Raw genomic sequence first — 19,101 nt, 5'->3', positions numbered from 1 at the left:
CCAAAACACCCCCCCCCCCCCCGCCGCCCCCCCCCCCGCCCCCGCCCCGGCACCCACCCTCCCGAGAGCCCACCCCCCGAACACCAAAAAGGACGCCCCCTCCCCAGCCCGAAGGCCAGAAAGGGGACGCCCCAAAACCCCAGCTACAACCTCAGTTGTCGCCGTCCTCGTCAATCAGAAAGCCCCGCATCGGCGCCGGAGCCTGCTGCATCGGCTGCGGCGGCTGCGGCCGCACCGCCGCCATCGGCTGGGTCATCCCGGCCGGCTGCATCTGCGGTGCACCGCTGTTGCCACCGCCCTGCCCACCGAAGGAGGGCGCCGACGCGTTCCCACCGAAGGAGCTCTGCCCCCCGAACGACGGCGAGTTACCACCGAACGAAGGCTGGTTCCCACCGAAGGAAGGCGCAGAGCCCATCGACCCGCCCCCGGCCGGCGCCATCGACGACGCCGCCGGCGGCAGCGACGCGGTGGCGGGGATCCGCGGCGGCGCGAGCGAGTCGTCGGCCTGCGACTCCAGCTGACGCAGCTGGGTCTCCAGGTACGACTTCAGACGCGTCCGGTACTCACGCTCGAACGCCCGCAGATCCTCGACCTTGCGCTCCAGCGTGGCCCGCGCGGACTCCAGCGACCCCATCGCGACGCGGTGCTTCTCCTGCGCGTCCCGCTCCAGGGCGTCGGCCTTGGCCCGGGCGTCGCGCTCCAGGCCCTCGGCCCGGCTGCGCGCCTCGCCGACGATCTTGTTGGCCTCGGAACGGGCCTCGGAGATCGCCTGGTCGGCGGTCTGCTGGGCGAGCGCCAGCACGCGGGCGGCGCTGTCGCCACCGGGACCCTGCTGCTGCATCGGGCCGCCGAGCGGGCCGCCCATCTGCTGCGGCGGGCCGCCCATGGGGCCGCCCATCGGCTGCATCTGCTGCTGCTGGCCCATGCCCTGGCCCATCGGGTTGCCCATCTGCTGCGGGCCACCGGGACCGCCCATGGGCTGGAGCATCTGACCACCCATCGGCTGGACCAGCTGCTGCTGGCCGCCCATGGTCTGGTTCATCTGCTGCGGGCCACCGGGGCCCATCGGACCACCCTGGCCGGCCGGGAGCTGCGGCGCACCGGAGGGCAGGCCGAGCGGCTGGTTGCCCATCTGCTGCTGCTGAGGACCACCGGGGCCCATCTGCTGCGGGCCGCCGGGGCCCATCTGCTGCGGGCCACCCGGACCCTGCTGGCCGGGGACCGGCGGGCCGGATATGGCGGCCGGGACGGGAGCAGCCGGACGCTGGGAGTCCTGCGGCGGCTCCTTCCGCATGTTGGCCTGGTTCTGCGCGGCGGCGCGAGTCGCGGCGGCCAGCTTGGCGCGCAGGTCCTCGTTCTCCCGGAGGAGGCGGGTCAGCTCCGCCTCGACCTCGTCGAGGAAGGCATCGACCTCGTCCTCGTCATAGCCTTCACGCAGGCGGACGGTCGTGAACTGCTTGTTCCGAACGTCCTCGGGGGTCAATGGCATCTCTTCACCTCAACGTGATCGTCGGCACACCGGCATCCTGTCGCATCGCTCACCTACGACTAGGGGTGCACAAGCGAGATCAGGACATACACAATGATCATCAGTACGAAGAAGGACAGGTCGAGCGCCACGCCCCCGAAACGCAACGGCGGAATGAACCGCCGAAGAAGCTTGAGCGGCGGATCCGTGACAGTGTACGTGGCCTCCAGGACCAGGACCATGGCCTTGCCGGGCCGCCACGAACGCGCGAACTGGAAGACCCAGTCCATGACCAGTCGAACGAGCAGGAACACCAGGAAGACGGTCAGGGCGTAGTAGAGCACCGCCCACACGATGTCCATCGCGTTTCCCTCTCCCCGGTCCAGGGCCCTAGGGCCTGCCGCTCATCACCTGTCGCCAACCACTGTTGATCAGATCCACACGTAAAGTCGTGGCCGGGTCAGCTCTGGTTGAAGAACCCACCCTCGGCGATCCGAGCCTTGTCCTCCGCCGTGACATCGACGTTAGCAGGCGACAGCAGGAACACCTTCTGTGTCACGCGCTCGATACTGCCGTGCAGACCGAAGACGAGTCCAGCGGCGAAGTCTACGAGCCGCTTCGCGTCCGTGTCGTCCATCTCGGTCAGATTCATGATCACGGGGGTACCGCCGCGGAACTGTTCCCCGATGGTACGGGCCTCGTTGTAGGTCCGCGGGTGCAGCGTGGTGATGCGGTAGGGCTCTCGTTCGTTCACTACCTTGGGCATGATCACCGGTGCGCTCTTCTCCAGGTTGTGGCGGCGTTCGGGTGTGATGGACGACACGGGGGCCATCCTCGGAGTCTCCTGCCGGATCGGCACCGCGGCCGGGACCGGCTGCGGGGTGATCGAGGAGACCGGGGCGGGGGCGGGAGCGGCCGCGGGCCGGGGGATGTCCTCGGTCCGCTGTCCGGTACGGATCGGCTCGGGGTCCGCGTCGTAGTCGTCGTCGGGGTCGTACCCCTGGCCGTCGTACGTCTCGTCCTCCACGAGGCCGAGGTAGACCGCCATCTTGCGCATTGCGCCGGCCATGCTCCTGTCTCCTCCGCTCATGGCCACCTCGCTGGCGCTCGGTGGCTGCTTCGCGAAGCCGCGCACCTTCCATCGGTCGCTCGCTCCGCTCGCTCCGTGCGAACCGTCCCTGCGGCCGGGGCCACGGCCCTGCCTGCGGATTCCTCGGCCGCCCGCGACGGCCCGTCAAGGCGACGCGCCGTCAGGGTTCTCGGGGTGGGGCCGCGGAGCTGCGATCCACGGTTGGCTAGCGCTTCTGAAAGCTGCTAGTTTCTGTCCTATTTTGTCCTGCAGTCTGATCTACTACCCGGTGACGTTACCCGAGGGGTGACCTCACTCCGAGTACCGCCGTTCCGACGCGCACATGTGTCGCCCCGGCGGCAATCGCCTGCTCAAGGTCACCGCTCATACCTGCGGAGACCATGGTGGCAGCCGGATGGGCCGCCCGTACGGCGGTTGCGATTTCCGCCAGCCGCTCGAAGGCGCGGGCCGGGTCCCCGGCCAGCGGACCGGCCAGCGGAGCGACGGTCATCACACCGTCCAGGCGAAGCCCGGGCGTGTCGGCGATCGCGTCGGTGAGTTCGGCGACGTCCTCGGGGGCGACCCCGGCCCGGTGCGCGCCCTCCCCGTGCTCCTTGTCCAGCGCCACCTGCACCAGGCAACCCAGCTCCGGGCGCCCGGACTTGAGCACGGCCGCAGAGAGCGACCTGACCAGCCGCAGCCGGTCCACCGAGTGCACGTGGTTCGCGTACCGGACGACCGAGCGGACCTTGTTGGTCTGCAGCTGCCCGACGAAGTGCCAGTCAAGAGGAAGGTTTCTGCACTGCTCCGCCTTGGGCGCGGCGTCCTGGTCGCGGTTCTCCGCGACGTCCGTCACCCCCAGTCCGGCCAGCAGCGCGGTGTCCTCGGCCGGGTAGGTCTTGGTGACGACGATCAGGGTGACGTCCTCGCGCGGACGTCCGGCGGCCGCACACGCGTCCACGATCCGGCGCTCGACCACTTCGAGGTTGGTGCCGAGTTCCTCGTACCGGGCCCGCTGCCCCTCGGTCAGGCCCCCCAGGAACTCCGGGCTGCCCGGGAACGGTCCGTAGATGTCGTTCGTCATCAGTGATCAGAGCCCAACCAGACGTAGCTCGCGAGCCGGCCCGTGCGCTGCTCACGGCGATAGGAGAAGTGATCGGCGGATTCGAGGGTGCAGACCGGTGACCGCACCAGCTCGGTGACCCCCGCCGCGGCCAGCTGGGCCGCGACGCCCTCCGGCACGTCCAGGGCCGGGGTCCCCCAGGAGGTCTCGGCGAAGGCCGCCGGGACGATCCCGGCGACCTCGGCGCGCAGTTCGGCCGGCACCTCGTAGCAGCGACCGCAGACCGCGGGGCCGGTGGCGGCGGTGATCCGCGCCGGTTCGGCCCCCAGTTCGACCATCGCCGCGACGGCCGCGGCCACCACTCCGGCCGCCAGCCCGGGCCGGCCCGCGTGGGCCGCGCCCACCACGCCCGCCACCGGGTCGGCCAGCAGCACCGGGGTGCAGTCCGCGGTCAGCACCGCGAGCGCGAGCGGCCGGTCGGTGACCACCGCGTCCACCGCCGGGGCGTGCCCCAGCGGCTGGCGCTCCGTCACCACGGCCACCTCGGCGCCGTGCACCTGGTTCATCCAGACCACGTCGGCCGGGTTCAGCCCCAGCTCCCGGGCCGCGATCGCCCGGTTCTCCCGGACGGCCTCCGGGTCGTCCCCGACCGCGCCGCCGAGGTTGAGCTCCCCGTACGGCGAAGTGCTCACCCCGCCCCACCGATCGGTGAAGGCGAAGTGAGCACCCGCGCGGACCGCGTGATCGATCACTTAAGGAAATCCGGGACGTCGAGCTCCTCGGCCGGGCTCTCCACGAACGGCTGCCGGGTCGACTGCTGCACCTGCGGCGGCACCGAAGCGGCGGTGGTCGTGGCGGCCTGGGTCTCGGCCGAACGCGTCGGAGCGGCCTGGGCCTCCCCCTCGGACCGGGACGTCACCGAGCCGATGCTCCCGTACGACGGCCGGCCGGCCGGGCGCTCCGGGGCGGCCGGCGGGGTGGCCGGGGCGGCGGGGGTGGTGGACTTCACCACCGGGTCGCGGACGATCGCCGGCGGCTGACCGCCGTCGAAGCCGGCCGCGATGACGGTGACCCGCACCTCGTCGCCGAGCGCGTCGTCGATGACCGCACCGAAGATGATGTTGGCCTCGGGGTGGGCGGCCTCGCTGACCAGCTGGGCCGACTCGTTGATCTCGAACAGGCCGAGGTCGGAGCCGCCCGAGATGGACAGCAGCACGCCGCGGGCGCCGTCGATCGAGGCCTCCAGCAGCGGCGAGGAGATCGCCATCACGGCGGCCGCCTTGGCGCGGTCCTCGCCGCGGGCCGAGCCGATGCCCATGAGCGCCGAACCGGCGTCCGACATGACGGACTTGACGTCGGCGAAGTCGAGGTTGATCAGACCCGGGGTGGTGATCAGGTCGGTGATGCCCTGGACACCGGAGAGCAGGACCTGGTCCGCCGAGCGGAACGCGTCGAGCACGCTGACCTGGCGGTCCGAGATGGACAGCAGCCGGTCGTTGGGGATCACGATGAGGGTGTCGACCTCTTCGCGCAGGGCGGCGATGCCGTCCTCGGCCTGGTTGGCCCGGCGGCGGCCCTCGAAGGTGAAGGGGCGGGTGACCACGCCGATGGTCAGGGCGCCCAGCGAGCGGGCGATGTTGGCGACGACGGGCGCGCCGCCCGTGCCCGTGCCACCACCCTCGCCGGCGGTCACGAAGACCATGTCGGCCCCCTTGAGGACCTCCTCGATCTCCTCGCGGTGGTCCTCGGCGGCCTTGCGGCCGACCTCGGGGTTGGCGCCGGCGCCGAGGCCCCGGGTGAGTTCACGGCCCACATCGAGCTTGACGTCGGCGTCGCTCATGAGGAGGGCCTGCGCATCGGTGTTGATCGCGATGAACTCGACGCCCTTGAGACCGACCTCGATCATCCGGTTGATGGCGTTGACACCACCGCCGCCGATTCCGACGACCTTGATGACTGCGAGGTAGTTCTGCGGTGCTGCCACGTCGAAGGCCTCTCGCCTCGAATTTCCGGGTCGGTGCGGCCCGACGGTGGGCCGTACCGACGGATGTCGATGGGTAGGGAGCCTGGTTTCTGACTGAATGTCCGAAATGCCGACCGCCGACCCCAACCCTAAACTTGACCTTTAGGGTTAGTCCTGTGCCTCCGTCACATCACCAAGGGACACAGTCTGGTGACACAGGACACTAGGTGGCTCCGGGCACGCGTTTCAACGAACACGCCGAGCTTCCCTTTTTCTTTTGAGCCTATGTGATCATCGGCCGGCAATGGAAACCGGGGTGACCACCAAGGGTCGGGCCGACACTTCGAGGCGTCAACCCCTCCCTCGGGCACAGAATCTAGCGGATCAACCCGACACCGCCGGCGCCTCCGGCGCGGTCACGTCGAACACGGTGCCCTTCTGCTTCATCAGTGCCAGCAGCACCCGGGCCTTCCGGTCGGTCTGCTCGGGGCTCCCCCAGCGCACCGTCGCACCCCCGCTGAGCTGCAGTTCGATGTCGTCGTAGGAGTGAACCAGGACCGATCCGGCCCGCTTGGCGATCTCCGGCGGGAGCCCGGCGGCCACCGCCACCGCGCCCTGCACCAGCTGCGCCCGGGAGATCACCCCGTCCACGTCCCTCGCGGGCTGACTGAGCCGCAGTTCCACCACCGGCACGCCCTGCGGCGCGGCCGCCTCGGTGGCGAAGCTCACGCCGGCGGCATCCACCTGGGTGAACTGGCCGTCATCCCCCTTGACGGCGGCCACCGCGGTCCGCTGCACCACCTTGACCTGCAGGGTGTGCGGCCAGCCCCGCCAGACCTCGGCCTTCGCCACCCGGGGGATCGCCTCCACCCGGTGCCGGACGCCGTCCAGGTCGACCCGGGCCAGCGGGCCGCCGGCCAGCCCGCCGACCGCGTCGCGGACCTGGTCCGACGTCAGCTTGTCGTCGGTCGTGCCCTGGACGGCGACGTCGCGCACGTCCAGCACCGACGAGAGGAACACCACCCAGGCCAGCACGCCGAGCACCGCGGCGCCGAGCACGCTCAGCACCACGATGCCCCGCCGGGAGAGCCGGAGGCGGGGAGCGGACTCCTCCTCCTCCAGCTCCTCCTCCAACGGGTCGGCGAGCCGGCCGTCAGCCACGGCGGCGACCGCCGCGGTGCGCCTGGATCGCCTCGTACACCATGCCGACCAGCAGGTCGTCGGCGTCCCGGCGGCCGAACTCGGCGGCGGCCCGGCTCATGTCCCACAGCCGCTGCGGGTCGGTGAGCACCGGCAGCACGTTCTGCAGCACCCAGTCCGGGGTCAGCTCGGCGTCGTCGACCAGCAGGCCGCCGCCGGCCTTGACCATCGGCTGGGCGTTCAGCCGCTGCTCGCCGTTGCCGATCGGCAGCGGCACGAAGGCGGCGGGCAGCCCGACGGCCGCCAGCTCGGCCACCGTCATGGCGCCGGCCCGGCAGAGCATCAGGTCGGCCGCCGCGTAGGCGAGGTCCATCCGGTCGACGTACGGCACCGCGCGGTACGGCGGCATCCCGGGCACGTCGGCGACCTGCGGCAGCTCGTTCTTCGGGCCGACCGCGTGGAGGATCTGCACGCCGTACTGCTGCAGCCGCGGGGCGATCGCGGTGATGGTCTCGTTGAGCCGGCGCGCGCCCTGGGAGCCGCCGGAGACCAGCAGGGTGGGCAGCCGCTGGTCCAGGCCGAAGTACTGGCGGGCCTCCGGCCGGGTGGCGTTGCGGTCAAGGGTGGCGATGGTCCGGCGCAGCGGGATGCCGATGTACCGGGAGTCGCGCAGCTTGCTGTCCGGGGTGGAGACCGCGACGAAGTCGGTGTAGCGGGCGCCGATCTTGTTGGCCAGGCCCGGGCGGGCGTTGGCCTCGTGCACCACGATCGGCACCCCGGCGCGCTTGGCGGCGAGGTAGGCGGGCATCGCGACGTAGCCGCCGAAGCCGACCACGGCGTCGGCGTTGACCCGCTCGATGATCTCCTGGGCGGCCCGCACGGTGCCGCGCAAGCGGCCGGGAACGGTGATCAGCTCAGGGGTGGGCTTGCGGGGCAGCGGGACGGCCGGGATGAGCTCCAGCTGGTAGCCGCGCTCGGGCACCAGTCGGGTCTCCAACCCCTTCTCGGTGCCCAGGGCGGTGATCCCGATGGACGGGTCGTGCCTGCGGAGGGCGTCCGCGAGGGCCATGGCCGGCTCGATGTGACCGGCGGTCCCCCCGCCGGCGAGTACGACATGCACCGAAATTCACCGCTCCCTGCGTGCCGGCCCGGGGGCCGGGCGCGCTGTGGTTCGTCGTCGTGGCAGCACCCGGGCCAGTCGCTTCCTGATCCGGGAGTTCTTGCTCCGGGCGGCCAGGGCCGCCTTCGCGCCCGAGGAGCTGCGTGCCAGGCACAGCAGCACCCCGATCGCGGACATGGCCGACAGCATGGCGGAACCGCCGTAGGAGAACAGCGGGAGCGGGACGCCCGCGATGGGCAGCAGTCCCAGCGCCGACCCCAGGTTGATCATGGCCTGCGCCATGATCCAGGTGGTGGCGGCTCCCGCGGCGTACCTGACGAAGGGATCCTTCGTACCGATGGCCACACGGATACCCGCGTAGCCTAGTGCCGCAAAGAGACCGATCACCGACAGCGTCCCCACCAGGCCCAGTTCCTCGCCGGTCGCGGCGAAGATGAAGTCGGTGTGCGCCTCGGGCAGCTGGCCCCACTTCTCCACGCCGGCGCCCAGACCGGTGCCGAAGCCGCCGCCGAGCGCGAACGAGTACACGCCGTGCAGGGCCTGGAAGCAGGCGCCCTCCGGATCGAGCTTGGTGACGCCGATGCAGCCCAGCCGCTCGGCCCGGTGCGGGACGGTGATCACCAGGGCGGTGCAGACCACGACCGCCACCCCGAGGGTGGCCACGAACAGCCGCAGCGGTGCGCCGACCATCCACAGCAGCGCGAACACCATGGCCACCAGGATCATCGAGGTGCCCATGTCGCCGCCGATCATGATCAGCGCGAGCAGCAGCAGGGCGCCCGGCACCAGCGGCACCAGCAGGTGCTTCCAGGAGGTGAGGGTGCCGGCCTTCTGCTTGCGGGCGAGCAGGTCGGCGCCCCAGAGCACCAGTGCGAGCTTGGCGAACTCGGAGGGCTGGAACTGGAAGAAGCCGAAATCCAGCCAGTTCTGGTTGCCGTTGATCCGCACCCCGACGCCGGGCACGGCGACCAGCGCGAGCGCGCCGATCACCCCGAACATCACCGGGTAGACGATCACCCGCAGCACCGCGACCGGGACGGAGGCGAAGCCGACCAGCAGGACCAGGCCGAGGACGGCCGCGATCAGCTGCTTGAGGAAGTAGTACTGCGCGGTGTGGTGCTGGTTGAGCGCCAGGATCTGCGAGGCCGAGAAGACCATCATCAGGCCCAGCACGACCAGCAGCAGGGTACTGCCGACCACCAGCAGGTACGGCGTGAGCGGCCGGTCCAGCCAGTACCGGACGCGGGCCCGGAAGGCCCGCAACCGTCCCAGCGGACCGGCCGACTTGTACTTGGTCGTGGTGGCGGAGATCACTCGCCACGGCTCGGCGGAGTCCTGCTTCGTCACGCCGGAATCCGCTCTGCCCTGCCCCGCCACCGCTCCCCGCTCCTCTTCATGCGGCTCGTTCGCCGCCTCCGGGCCGCTCCGGCCCGACGCCGACGGTCGTCGGCGCGGCCCTTCGGCTCACTCGCCGGAGTCCGCCAGCTCCCGGACGGCCGCCGCGAAGAGGTCGCCGCGCTCGCCGTAGTTGGTGAACATGTCCATCGACGCGCAGGCCGGAGCCAGCAGCACCGTGTCACCCGATCGAGCGAGCGATGCGGCCGTTCGAACGACCTCGGCCATCGCCACCGCGCCAGTCTGGCCCTCGGCCGCCTCGATCACCGGCACATCCGGAGCGTGTCGCTCCAGCGCCTCGCGGATCAGCGCCCGGTCCTGCCCGATCAGCACGACCGCGCGCAGCCGCTCGGCCGCGCCCTGCACCAGGTCGTCGAAGGTCGCGCCCTTGGCCAGTCCCCCGGCGATCCAGACGATCGGCCGGTAGGCCGCCAGCGAGGCCGCGGCGGCGTGGGTGTTGGTGGCCTTGGAGTCGTCGATGTACGTGACCTCGCGGACCGTACCGACCTCGGCGATCCGGTGGGCGTCCGGGCGGAAGGCCCGCAGGCCCTCCCGGACGGCCTTCGGCTCGACCCCGTACGCCCGGGCCAGCGCCGCCGCGGCGAGCGCGTTGGCGATGTTGTGCGGGGCAGGCGGGTTCACGTCCTCGACGGAGCCCAGTTCGGCCGCGTTCTGGGCCCGGTCCTCGACGAAGGCGCGGTCCACCAGCAGGCCGTCCACCACGCCGAAGTTCGACGGGCTCGGCGCGCCGAGGCCGAAACCGATCGCCCGGCAGCCCTCCTCGACGTCGGCCTCCCGGACCAGCGCCTCGGTGGCCGGGTCGGCCAGGTTGTACACGCAGGCCACCACGTTGCCCTCGTAGATCCGGCCCTTGTCGGCGGCGTACGCCTCCATCGAGCCGTGCCAGTCGAGGTGGTCCGGGGCCAGGTTGAGCACGGCCGCCGAGTGCGGGCGCAGCGAGGGCGCCCAGTGCAGCTGGTAGCTGGAGAGCTCGACGGCGAGCACGTCGTACGGCTCCTCGGCGAGCACCGCGTCCAGCACCGAGACCCCGACGTTGCCGACGGCGGCGGTGCGCCTGCCGGCCGCGGTGAGGATCGAGGCGAGCATCTGGACGGTGGTGGTCTTGCCGTTGGTGCCGGTGACGGCCAGCCAGGGGGCGGGCTCGCCGGTGCCCGGCAGCGGCTTGCGCAGCCGCCAGGCCAGCTCGACGTCGCCCCAGACCGGCACCCCGGCCGCCCCGGCGGCGGCGAACAGCGCGCTGTCGGGGGCCCAGCCGGGCGAGGTGACGATCAGCTCGGTGCCCTCGGGCAGGCTCGCGCCGTCGCCCAGGCGCACCGCGACGCCGATGGCCTCCAGCTCGGCGGCGCGGGCCCTGAGGCCCTCGCCGCTGCCGCCGTCCACCACGGTGACGCGTGCGCCGAGGCCGTTCAGGACGCGCGCGGCGCTGATGCCCGAGACGCCGAGGCCGGCGACCACCACGGGCAGGTTCACGAACTGCGTCTCGGTCATCTGGGGGTTCGTCATCCCGTCCGGTATCCCGCGTAGAAGAGGCCGAGGCCGACGGCCACGCAGAGGCCCTGGATGATCCAGAAGCGGACCACGACCAGGACTTCGCTCCAGCCCTTGAGTTCGAAGTGGTGCTGCAGTGGCGCCATCTTGAAGACGCGCTTGCCGGTCATCCGGAAGGAGCCGACCTGGATGATCACCGAGAGGGTGATGATCATGAAGAGGCCGCCGAGCATGATCAGCAGCAGCTCGGTGCGCGAGCAGATCGCGAGACCGGCCAGGGCGCCGCCGAGGGCGAGCGAGCCGGTGTCGCCCATGAAGATCTTGGCGGGCGAGGTGTTCCACCACAGGAAGCCGAAGCAGGAGCCCATCAGGGCCGAGGCGACCACCGCGAGGTCCAGCGGGTCCCGGACGTCGTAGCAGGCACCGGTGGCGGAGATGAAGTACGCGCAGCTCTGGGTGTACTCCCAGACGCCGATGAACGTGTAGGCGCCGAAGGCCATCACCGAGGCACCGGTGGCGAGACCGTCCAGACCGTCCGTCAGGTTCACGCCGTTGGAGGTGGCCGCGATCATGAAGTAAGCGAAGATGACGAACAGCACCGGGCCGATCGACCAGCTGAAGTCGCGGACGAAGGACAGCTTCTCGGAAGCCGGGCTGAGCCCGCGGTCGTCGTGGAACTGCAGCGCCAGGATGGCGAACACCAGGCCGACGATCGACTGGCCGGCCAGCTTCGCCTTCGCCCGCAGGCCGAGCGAGCGGCGCTTGACGACCTTGATGTAGTCGTCCAGGAAGCCCACCAGGCCGAGGCCCGCGGTCAGGAAGAGCACCAGCAGCCCCGAGGCGGTCGGGGTGTCGCCCGTTATCGCCTTCGTGGCGAAGTACGCGATCAGGGTCGCCAGGATGAAGGCGATGCCGCCCATGGTGGGCGTGCCCTTCTTGCTGTGGTGCGCCTTGGGGCCGTCGTCACGGATGTACTGGCCGTAGCCCTGCCGGGCGAGCAGCTTGATCAGGGCGGGCGTGCCGACCAGCGAGAGGATCAGGCCGATCATCCCGGAGAAGAGGATCTGCTTCATCATCGGGCAGCACCGTCCGCCAGGAGGGCCTCGGCCACCTTCTCCAGCCCCACCGAACGGGACGCCTTCACCAGGACCACATCCCCCGGACGAAGCTGACTGCGCAGCAGCTCGACCGCCGCGTCCGCGTCGGACACCAGCACCGACTCCTCACCCCACGAACCTTCGTTCCTCGCGCCGAGTTCCATGCAGGCCGCCTCGCGTCCGCCGACCGCCACCAGCTTGGTGACGTCCAGCCGGACGGCGAGCCGCCCGATGGCGTCGTGCTCGGCCAGGCTGTCCTCGCCGAGCTCCCGCATCTCGCCGAGCACCGCCCAGGTGCGGCGGCGCTCCGGACCGCGGCCGCCCATCGAGACCAGCGCCCGCAGCGCGGCCCGCATCGAGTCGGGGTTCGCGTTGTAGGCGTCGTTGACGACGGTGACACCATCGGCCCGGTCGACGACCTCCATGCGCCAGCGGGACAGCGCACCCGCCTCGCCCAGGGCTGCCGCGGTGTCGTCGACGGTCATCCCGAGCTCCGTCGCCACCGCGGCGGCGGCGAGGGCGTTCGAGACGTGGTGCTCACCGTACAGGCGCAGCTGCACGGGCGCGGAACCGGCCGGGGTGGTGAGCGTGAACGACGGCCGTCCGGTGGCGTCCAGGCGAACGTCGGTCGCCCGGACGTGGGCGTCCGGGGACTCCCCGAACAGCACCACCTTCGCCTTGGTGCGGGAGGCCATCGCGCGCACCAGCCGGTCGTCCGCGTTGAGGATCGCGGCGCCGTCGGCGGGCAGCGCCTCGACCAGCTCGCCCTTGGCCTCGGCGATCGCCTCCTGGGAGCCGAACTCGCCGAGATGGGCGGTGCCGACGTTGAGGACCAGGCCGATCCGCGGCGGGGTGATCGAGGTGAGGTACTCGATGTCGCCCTTGTGCCGGGCGCCCATCTCCATCACCAGGTGCCGGGTGCCCTCCTCGACCCGCAGCGCGGTCATCGGGTGGCCGATCTCGTTGTTCAGCGAGCCGGGCGGGAAGATGGTCTCGCCGTGGCGCTGGAGCAGCTGGCCGATCAGGTCCTTGGTGCTGGTCTTGCCGGCCGAGCCGGTCAGCGCGACCACGGCGGTGCCCGAGGCGCGCGAGACCACGGCACGGGCCAGCCGGCCGAGCGCCTCCACCACACTGTCGACCAGGACGGCGGGCACGCCGACCGGGCGGGAGGCCAGCACCGCGACGGCGCCGGCCTCGACCGCCGTGACGGCGTAGTCGTGGCCGTCCACGTTCTCGCCGACGAAGGCCGCGAACAGGCCGCCGGGGCCCACCTTCCGCGAGTCGACCTCGACCGGGCCGGTGACCAGGGTGTCCGGGTCGGCTCCGTCCAGGGTGCCTCCGACGGCGGCCGCCACCTCGGCGAGGGTCAGTGCGATCACTGCTGCTCTACTCCTCGGTCGCCCCGGGCGGCCGTGGTCCGCGCGATGGATTCGCGCAGCACCTCCCGGTCGTCGAAGGGGCGGATCTCGTCTCGTACGTACTGGCCGAGCTCGTGGCCCTTGCCGGCCACCAGCACGGTGTCCCCCGCCTGGGCGCGGGCCACCGCGAGCTCGATCGCCTCGGCCCGGTCGGGCACGACCAGGACGTCCCCGCGCTCGGCCTCGGGCACCGCGGCGGCGCCGGTCAGCATGCTGGCGAGGATCGCCAGCGGGTCCTCACTGCGCGGGTTGTCGCTGGTCAGCAGGGCGGTGTCGGCGAGCCGGGCGGCGATGGCGCCCATCGGGCCGCGCTTGTGCGGGTCGCGGTCGCCGCCGCAGCCGACCACGACGTGCAGCCGGCCCTTGGTGACCTCGCGCAGCGAGCCGAGGACGGCCTTCAGGGCGTCCGGCTTGTGCGCGTAGTCCACCACCGCGACGAACGGCTGCCCGGCGTCCACCCGCTCCAGCCGGCCCGGCACGCCGGCCACGGCGGCGACGCCGGCCACGGCCCGCTCCAGCGGCAGCCCGGCGGCGACCAGCACGGTGATCGCGGCCAGCGCGTTGGCGACGTTGAACGGGCCGGGCAGCGGGACGGAGGCGTCCGCCTCGGCGCCGTCCGGGCCGACCACCCGGAAGGTGGAGCCGGTCGGGCCGAGCTGGACGTCCAGGGCCCGCCAGTGCGCCCCGGCGTCGCCGGTCGCGGAGAAGGTGGTTACCGGGATCTTCGCCTCGGCGGCGAGCCGGCGGCCGTACTCGTCGTCCAGGTTGACCACGCCGTGGCGGGACTTGCCGGGCTGGAACAGCCGGGCCTTCGCCTGGAAGTAGTCCTCCATGTCCGGGTGGAAGTCGAGGTGCTCGGGCGTGAGGTTGTTGAACAGGGCGACGTCGTACGCCACCCCGTCGGTGCGGCCGAAGACCAGGGCGTGGCTGGACACCTCCATGGTCACCGCGTCCGCGCCGCGCTCGGCCATCACGCCGAGGATCGCGTGCAGGTCGGTGGCCTCGGGGGTGGTGCGCTCGCTCTTGATCCGCTCCTGGCCGACCCGCATCTCGACGGTGCCGATCACGCCCGGGCTGCGCCCGGCGCCGCGCAGACCGCCCTCGACCAGGTACGAGGTGGTGGTCTTGCCGTTGGTGCCGGTCAGCCCGATCATCAGCAGCCGCTCGGACGGGTGGCCGTAGACGATCGCGGCCAGCTCGCCCATCCGGGCCCGCGGCCGGTCGACGACCAGCAGCGGCAGGCCGGTGGGGGCGGCCAGCTCGGCGCCCGCCGGGTCGGTCAGCACGGCCACCGCGCCGGCCTCCGCGGCCCTGCCGGCGAAGGCCGCGCCGTGGTGGTTGGCGCCCGGGAACGCCACGTACACGTCACCGGGGCGCACCGCGCGGGAGTCGTGGGTGACACCGGTGACGGCGCCGCCCTCGACGGGCGGCAGACCCAGCCGGCCGGCCAGCTCGGCGAGCGGCAGGGCGGCGGTCCCGGTCGGGCGGGGCGGACTCACGGTGGTTTGATCGGGTTTCGGCACGGCGGGAAGGCTATCCGCCGAAGGGTGCCCAGGGCCAAACCGGGCCTCCGCCGCGCCGCCGTCCGGACCGACCCGCTGGTTGCTCATCCTCGCTCACGGCTTCCACTCGACGGGCAGGTTCGGCGCCGGGCTCCCGCTCGGCGGGACCTGCATGGTCTTCAGGGTGAACTCCATCACCTGCTTGAACACCGGGCCGCACAGCTGGCCGCCGAAGTGGCCGTTGACCGGGCCCTGGAGCGTGCAGGAGACGGTGTACCGGGGGGCGTCGGCCGGGGCGAAGCCGATGAAGGAGGCGGTGTAGCCGTCGTAGCCCTTGCCGTCGGCGGCCCCCCGGTTGGCGGTACCGGTCTTTCCGGCGACCCGGTAGCCGGGAATGGCGGCCTTGCCGCCGGTGCCCTGCTCGTCGTCGACGACCGACTCCAGCATCGAGGTGAGGGTCTTGGCGGTCTGCTCGCTGACCACCCGGGTCTGCTCGCCGGGCGGCGTCGCGGTGTACTTGCCGTCCGGCCCGGTGATGCCCTGGACGATGCTCGGCGCGACGCGCACCCCGCCGTTGGCGATGGTCGAGTACACCGAGGTGGCCTGCAGCGCGTTCATCTGCAGCGGGCCCTGGCCGAAGGAGATGTTGTACTTCTCCGAGGCGACCAGGTCCTCCGGCTTCTTGAGCTTGCCCGCGGTCTCCCCCGGGAAGTTGAGACCGGTCGGCTGGGCCACCCCGAACTTGCGCATGTAACCGTCCAGGACCTGGTTGGCCTTCAGCTGGTCGCCGTCGCCGAGGGTCTCGATCGCCTCGATGGTGCCGATGTTGGAGGACTTGGCGAGCACCCCGGCCAGGGTCAGGTACCAGGTGCCGTGCTCGACGTCGTCCTTGAACTGCTGCCCGGCCCGAACCAGCGGGTACGGCACCGTCACCTTGGTGTCCCAGTTGGCCTTGCCGGTGTCCAGGACGGCGGCCAGGCTCATCAGCTTGGCGGTGCTGCCCGGCTCGTAGGCGTCCACCAGGGCCGGGTTGCCCATCTGGGACGGCTTGGTGAGGCTCAGGTCGTTGGGGTTGAAGCCGGGCGCGGAGGCCATCGCGATGACCTGGCCGGTCTTCACGTCCTGGACGACGACGTAGCCCTTCTCCGCCCCGGAGTTGGCCACCTGGTCGGTGATCGCCCGCTGCGCCGCCCACTGGACGTCCCGGTTGATGGTCAGTTTGATGTTGCTGCCGGGCACCGCCGGGTCCATCGAGCCGCCGGCGGTGGGCACCAGTCGGCCGCCCGCCTGGGCGTAGCTGCTGTGGCCGTCCTTGCCGGCCAGCTGCTTCTGGTACTGCAGCTCCAGCCCGCCGGCGCCCTCGCCCTCGCCGTTGACGAAGCCGACCAGGTTGGCGGCCAGTCCGCCGGCCGGGTAGATCCGCTTCTGGGTCTCCCGGTTGAAGACCCCGGCCAGCGGGTTGGCGCACTCGTTGTCCACCCGGGTGCGACCGCCCTGGTCGGCGGGCTTGCCGAGCAGCTTCTTCTGCGCCTGGCAGGCGCGCGAGCCGGCCTGCTTCTCCAGGCTCGACTTGAGGTCGCTGATCTGGTTCTTGGCGGCCGGGGTCTGCTGGGCGGCGAGCCGCTTGTAACGGGTCTTGGGGGTGTGGAGGTCGGCGGCGATCTTGTCCTTGGCGACGCCGATGATCGGCGACAGCAGCGCGGCCGCCTGCTCCGGGGCGTCCGGGATGCCGGTCGCCCCGGGGGTGAACATCGCCGGGTCGGCGGTGATGTCGTACGCGTCCACGGTGGCGGCCAGCGCGACGCCGTCGGCGGACGTTATCGAGCCGCGCTCGGCGGTGATCGGGATGTTCTGGTAGCGGTTGGTGTTGGCGTCGGCGGCCAGCGCGTCGGCGTCCACCAGCTGGAGCTGCACCAGTCGCCCGGCGAAGACCGAGAACACCAGCGACAGCGCCACCGTGATCACCCGCAGCCGACGCTTGGGCTCGGCCAGCTTCAGCGCCTTGGGGCGCTGCGGCGGCCGGGACTTCGGGCGCGGCCGCACCGCCGCCTGGCTGCGCGCCGGCGGACGGCCCTCCGGGCGGCGCTGCTGCGGCGCACGCGGGGTGCGGCCCGCGGCGGCGGCCTTGGCGGGCTGCGCCTTGGCCGACTGGCTCCGCACGGGCTGGGCCTTCGCCGGCTGGCTCTTCGGGGCCTGCGCCTTGGCGGCTTGGCCGCGGGCGGCGCCCTGGCCCTTGGCCGGCTGCCCCTTCGCGGGCTGGCCGCGCCCGGCGACGGGTCGGGCCGCACCGGTGCCCGGCGGCTGCCGTCGGCCGGAGCCCGACCCGGAACCGGAACCGGACGGCTGGCGGGGAGTCGTCATCTGGTGCCACCCCCGTGCTGCGCCGGCGCGGGCGACACCGGGTTGAGCTGGATCACCGAGTCACCGGCCGAGGCCGCCGGGGTCGGCGGCGCGGGCGCCTGGCCGGTCGGCTGCGCCGACGGCTGGGCGCCCGGCGAGCCGCTCGGCTGGGCCGGGAGCTGGGGCTGCGCCGGGCTCTGCGCCCCCGGCGAGGGCTTCGTCGGCCACGGATCGACCGTCGACTTCCTCACCGGCGGGCTGTCCTGCGCCGGGCCGGGCGTGCCGATCACCTTGCCGCCGTTCGGCACGTCCAGGAAGGCCATCCCGCCGGCCGGGACCATGCCCAGCTCGCCGGCCCGCTTGGCCAGCGCGTCCGGAGCCGAGCTCTGGTCGATTTCGAGCTGGAGGCTCTGCTGCTCGTCGGTCGCCCTGGTGGTCTGCTTCTGCAGCCGGGACAGCTCGAAGGAGCCCTCGTTGAGGGCCGTGTTCAGCGCCAGCAGACCGAGCAACCCCGCCGCCAGCAGCACCACCACGAGCACCGCGAACGGCGTGCGTCCCCGGACGGGGCGCCGCCCCGGCCGGACCGTGATCCGCGCCCTGCCCTGCCCGGGGAGTCCTCCCCGCCCCGCCCGGACCTCACCGGCCACCGGCCCCACTGCTCTCCTCCGCCCTTCGGACCCCGCCGGAGCCGATCCTCAGCCCCGCTTGCTTCGGTCCCTGATCCTCTCCGCCACCCGCAGCCGCACGGGCGCGGCGCGCCGGTTCTCCTCGATCTCCTCCTCGGTGGCCAGCTCGGCCCCGCGGGTGATCAGTTTGAGCCAGGGCTGGTGCTCCTCCGGGATGAACGGGAGCCCCGGCGGGGCGGTGCTGGTCGCCCCGGCGGCGAAGTACTGCTTCACCAGCCGGTCCTCCAGCGACTGGTACGACATCACCACGATCCGGCCGCCGAGCGCGAGGACGTCCAGCGCCCCCGGGATCGCCCGGTCCAGGACCTCCAGCTCGCCGTTGACCTCGATCCGCAACGCCTGGAAGGTGCGCTTGGCCGGGTTCCCCCCGGTCCGGCGGGTCGCCGCCGGAATGGCGTTGCGCACCAACTCGACCAGACGCGCGCTGTTGGTGAACGGTTCCTTCACCCGCTCCCGCACGATGACGGAGGCGATCTTCCCGGCGAACCGCTCCTCGCCGTACACCTTGAGGATCCGGGCCAGGTCGCCGTGGCTGTAGGTGTTCAGCACCTCCGCCGCGCTGATCCCCCGGGTCTGGTCCATCCGCATGTCCAGCGGGGCGTCCTGGGCGTAGGCGAAGCCGCGGTCGGCCTCGTCCAGCTGCATCGACGAGACGCCGAGGTCGAAGAGCACGCCGTCCGCCCGGTCGATGCCCAGCCGCTCCAGCACCTCGGGGATCTCGTCGTACACCGCGTGCACCAGGGTGGCCCGGTCCCCGAACGGGGCCAGCCGCTCACCGGACAGCTTCAGCGCCTGCGGGTCGCGGTCCACCGCGACCAGCCGGACCTCCGGGAACTGGGTCAGCAGCGCCTCGCTGTGCCCGCCGAGGCCGAGGGTGGCGTCCACCACCACGGCACCGGGGCGCGAGATCGCCGGGGCCAGCGCGTCCATGCACCGCTGCAGCATCACCGGAACGTGCTTGGGACCCGGTTCGTTGGTGGTCATGCGCGGTGGCGCCCTTCCTCGGTGCGGAGCAGCCCGTCGTCCGGGAGCTCCGACCATTCTCGCCCACCGCCCGCCGGCACGACGACGCGGCCCGTGGTCCCCGCCCGCTCAGGGGGAAGGTCGTGGCCGCCCGGCACCGGGGAAGGTGCGCCAGGTGAACACGGAGCGGGTGGAGGCCACGGGCCGCATCGGACGGGCCCCGCCGCACGGCTGACGCCCGGTTGACGGGCTCCGGCGGGTGTGCTCCAACGCGCCGCAACTCTATCGCGCGGGCCCTTCCAGTCAATGGTCCGCTCCGGCGCACCACCCAGGCGGCGGTACGTATCACCGCAGGTCGCGGCAGTCGG

Annotated in this window: 16 protein-coding genes; all 16 read right to left on the bottom strand. The window is 72.2% G+C overall.

Annotated features, from left to right (window positions below; translation table 11 throughout):
* Positions 1 to 151 precede the first annotated feature (151 nt).
* Positions 152 to 1,489 (bottom strand): DivIVA domain-containing protein, encoded by a 1,338-nt coding sequence (locus ACFV1W_RS12085; protein WP_380415537.1) that lies wholly within the window; start codon positions 1,487 to 1,489, stop codon positions 152 to 154.
* 59 nt (positions 1,490 to 1,548) lie between these two features.
* Positions 1,549 to 1,830: a YggT family protein gene (locus ACFV1W_RS12080; RefSeq protein ID WP_030282903.1), complete on the bottom strand. Its 282-nt coding sequence runs from the start codon at positions 1,828 to 1,830 to the stop codon at positions 1,549 to 1,551.
* Positions 1,831 to 1,928: 98 nt separating this feature from the next.
* On the bottom strand, positions 1,929 to 2,537 hold the full coding sequence (locus ACFV1W_RS12075) for a cell division protein SepF (RefSeq protein WP_030282899.1): 609 nt from the start codon (positions 2,535 to 2,537) through the stop codon (positions 1,929 to 1,931).
* A 295-nt stretch (positions 2,538 to 2,832) separates the two neighbouring features.
* A complete protein-coding gene (locus tag ACFV1W_RS12070; protein ID WP_380415535.1) occupies positions 2,833 to 3,621 on the bottom strand; it encodes a YggS family pyridoxal phosphate-dependent enzyme in 789 nt (262 codons plus the stop codon).
* The gene (gene pgeF, locus ACFV1W_RS12065; protein WP_380415533.1) at positions 3,621 to 4,352 is read right to left on the bottom strand and encodes a peptidoglycan editing factor PgeF; all 732 of its coding nucleotides are present in this window, start codon (positions 4,350 to 4,352) and stop codon (positions 3,621 to 3,623) included. The genes ACFV1W_RS12070 and pgeF overlap by 1 nt, the downstream gene beginning before the upstream one ends.
* Positions 4,349 to 5,584 carry a cell division protein FtsZ gene (ftsZ, locus tag ACFV1W_RS12060; RefSeq protein ID WP_030282894.1) on the bottom strand — a complete coding sequence of 412 codons (1,236 nt, stop codon included), beginning with the start codon at positions 5,582 to 5,584 and terminating at the stop codon, positions 4,349 to 4,351. The genes pgeF and ftsZ overlap by 4 nt, the downstream gene beginning before the upstream one ends.
* Before the next feature lie 363 nt (positions 5,585 to 5,947).
* On the bottom strand, positions 5,948 to 6,724 hold the full coding sequence (locus ACFV1W_RS12055) for a cell division protein FtsQ/DivIB (RefSeq protein WP_380415531.1): 777 nt from the start codon (positions 6,722 to 6,724) through the stop codon (positions 5,948 to 5,950).
* Positions 6,717 to 7,823 (bottom strand): undecaprenyldiphospho-muramoylpentapeptide beta-N-acetylglucosaminyltransferase, encoded by a 1,107-nt coding sequence (gene murG, locus ACFV1W_RS12050; RefSeq protein ID WP_030282889.1) that lies wholly within the window; start codon positions 7,821 to 7,823, stop codon positions 6,717 to 6,719. Before murG ends, ACFV1W_RS12055 begins: the two co-directional genes overlap by 8 nt.
* A gap of 6 nt (positions 7,824 to 7,829) precedes the next feature.
* Positions 7,830 to 9,170, bottom strand: a complete 1,341-nt coding sequence (ftsW, locus tag ACFV1W_RS12045; RefSeq protein ID WP_380415529.1) for a putative lipid II flippase FtsW — start codon at positions 9,168 to 9,170, stop codon at positions 7,830 to 7,832.
* Positions 9,171 to 9,287: 117 nt separating this feature from the next.
* Positions 9,288 to 10,727, bottom strand: a complete 1,440-nt coding sequence (gene murD, locus ACFV1W_RS12040) for a UDP-N-acetylmuramoyl-L-alanine--D-glutamate ligase (RefSeq protein ID WP_380415527.1) — start codon at positions 10,725 to 10,727, stop codon at positions 9,288 to 9,290.
* Positions 10,728 to 10,738: 11 nt separating this feature from the next.
* Positions 10,739 to 11,800, bottom strand: coding sequence for a phospho-N-acetylmuramoyl-pentapeptide-transferase (mraY, locus tag ACFV1W_RS12035; protein WP_380415546.1), 1,062 nt, complete (start codon positions 11,798 to 11,800; stop codon positions 10,739 to 10,741).
* A complete protein-coding gene (gene murF / locus ACFV1W_RS12030) occupies positions 11,800 to 13,203 on the bottom strand; it encodes a UDP-N-acetylmuramoyl-tripeptide--D-alanyl-D-alanine ligase (protein WP_380415525.1) in 1,404 nt (467 codons plus the stop codon). Before murF ends, mraY begins: the two co-directional genes overlap by 1 nt.
* On the bottom strand, positions 13,200 to 14,852 hold the full coding sequence (locus tag ACFV1W_RS12025; RefSeq protein WP_380415523.1) for a UDP-N-acetylmuramoyl-L-alanyl-D-glutamate--2,6-diaminopimelate ligase: 1,653 nt from the start codon (positions 14,850 to 14,852) through the stop codon (positions 13,200 to 13,202). Before ACFV1W_RS12025 ends, murF begins: the two co-directional genes overlap by 4 nt.
* Positions 14,853 to 14,858: 6 nt before the next feature.
* Positions 14,859 to 17,105, bottom strand: a complete 2,247-nt coding sequence (locus ACFV1W_RS12020; RefSeq protein ID WP_380415521.1) for a penicillin-binding transpeptidase domain-containing protein — start codon at positions 17,103 to 17,105, stop codon at positions 14,859 to 14,861.
* Positions 17,102 to 17,731: a cell division protein FtsL gene (locus tag ACFV1W_RS12015; protein ID WP_380415519.1), complete on the bottom strand. Its 630-nt coding sequence runs from the start codon at positions 17,729 to 17,731 to the stop codon at positions 17,102 to 17,104. Before ACFV1W_RS12015 ends, ACFV1W_RS12020 begins: the two co-directional genes overlap by 4 nt.
* A 48-nt stretch (positions 17,732 to 17,779) precedes the next feature.
* Positions 17,780 to 18,754: a 16S rRNA (cytosine(1402)-N(4))-methyltransferase RsmH gene (gene rsmH / locus ACFV1W_RS12010; protein ID WP_380415517.1), complete on the bottom strand. Its 975-nt coding sequence runs from the start codon at positions 18,752 to 18,754 to the stop codon at positions 17,780 to 17,782.
* Positions 18,755 to 19,101 lie beyond the last annotated feature (347 nt).

It is taken from the genome of Kitasatospora sp. NPDC059648 (genome assembly GCF_042734825.1).
Lineage (GTDB): Bacteria > Actinomycetota > Actinomycetes > Streptomycetales > Streptomycetaceae > Kitasatospora.
Note: the sequence above shows the minus strand (reverse complement) of the source record. Positions and strands in the feature narration are given on the sequence as shown.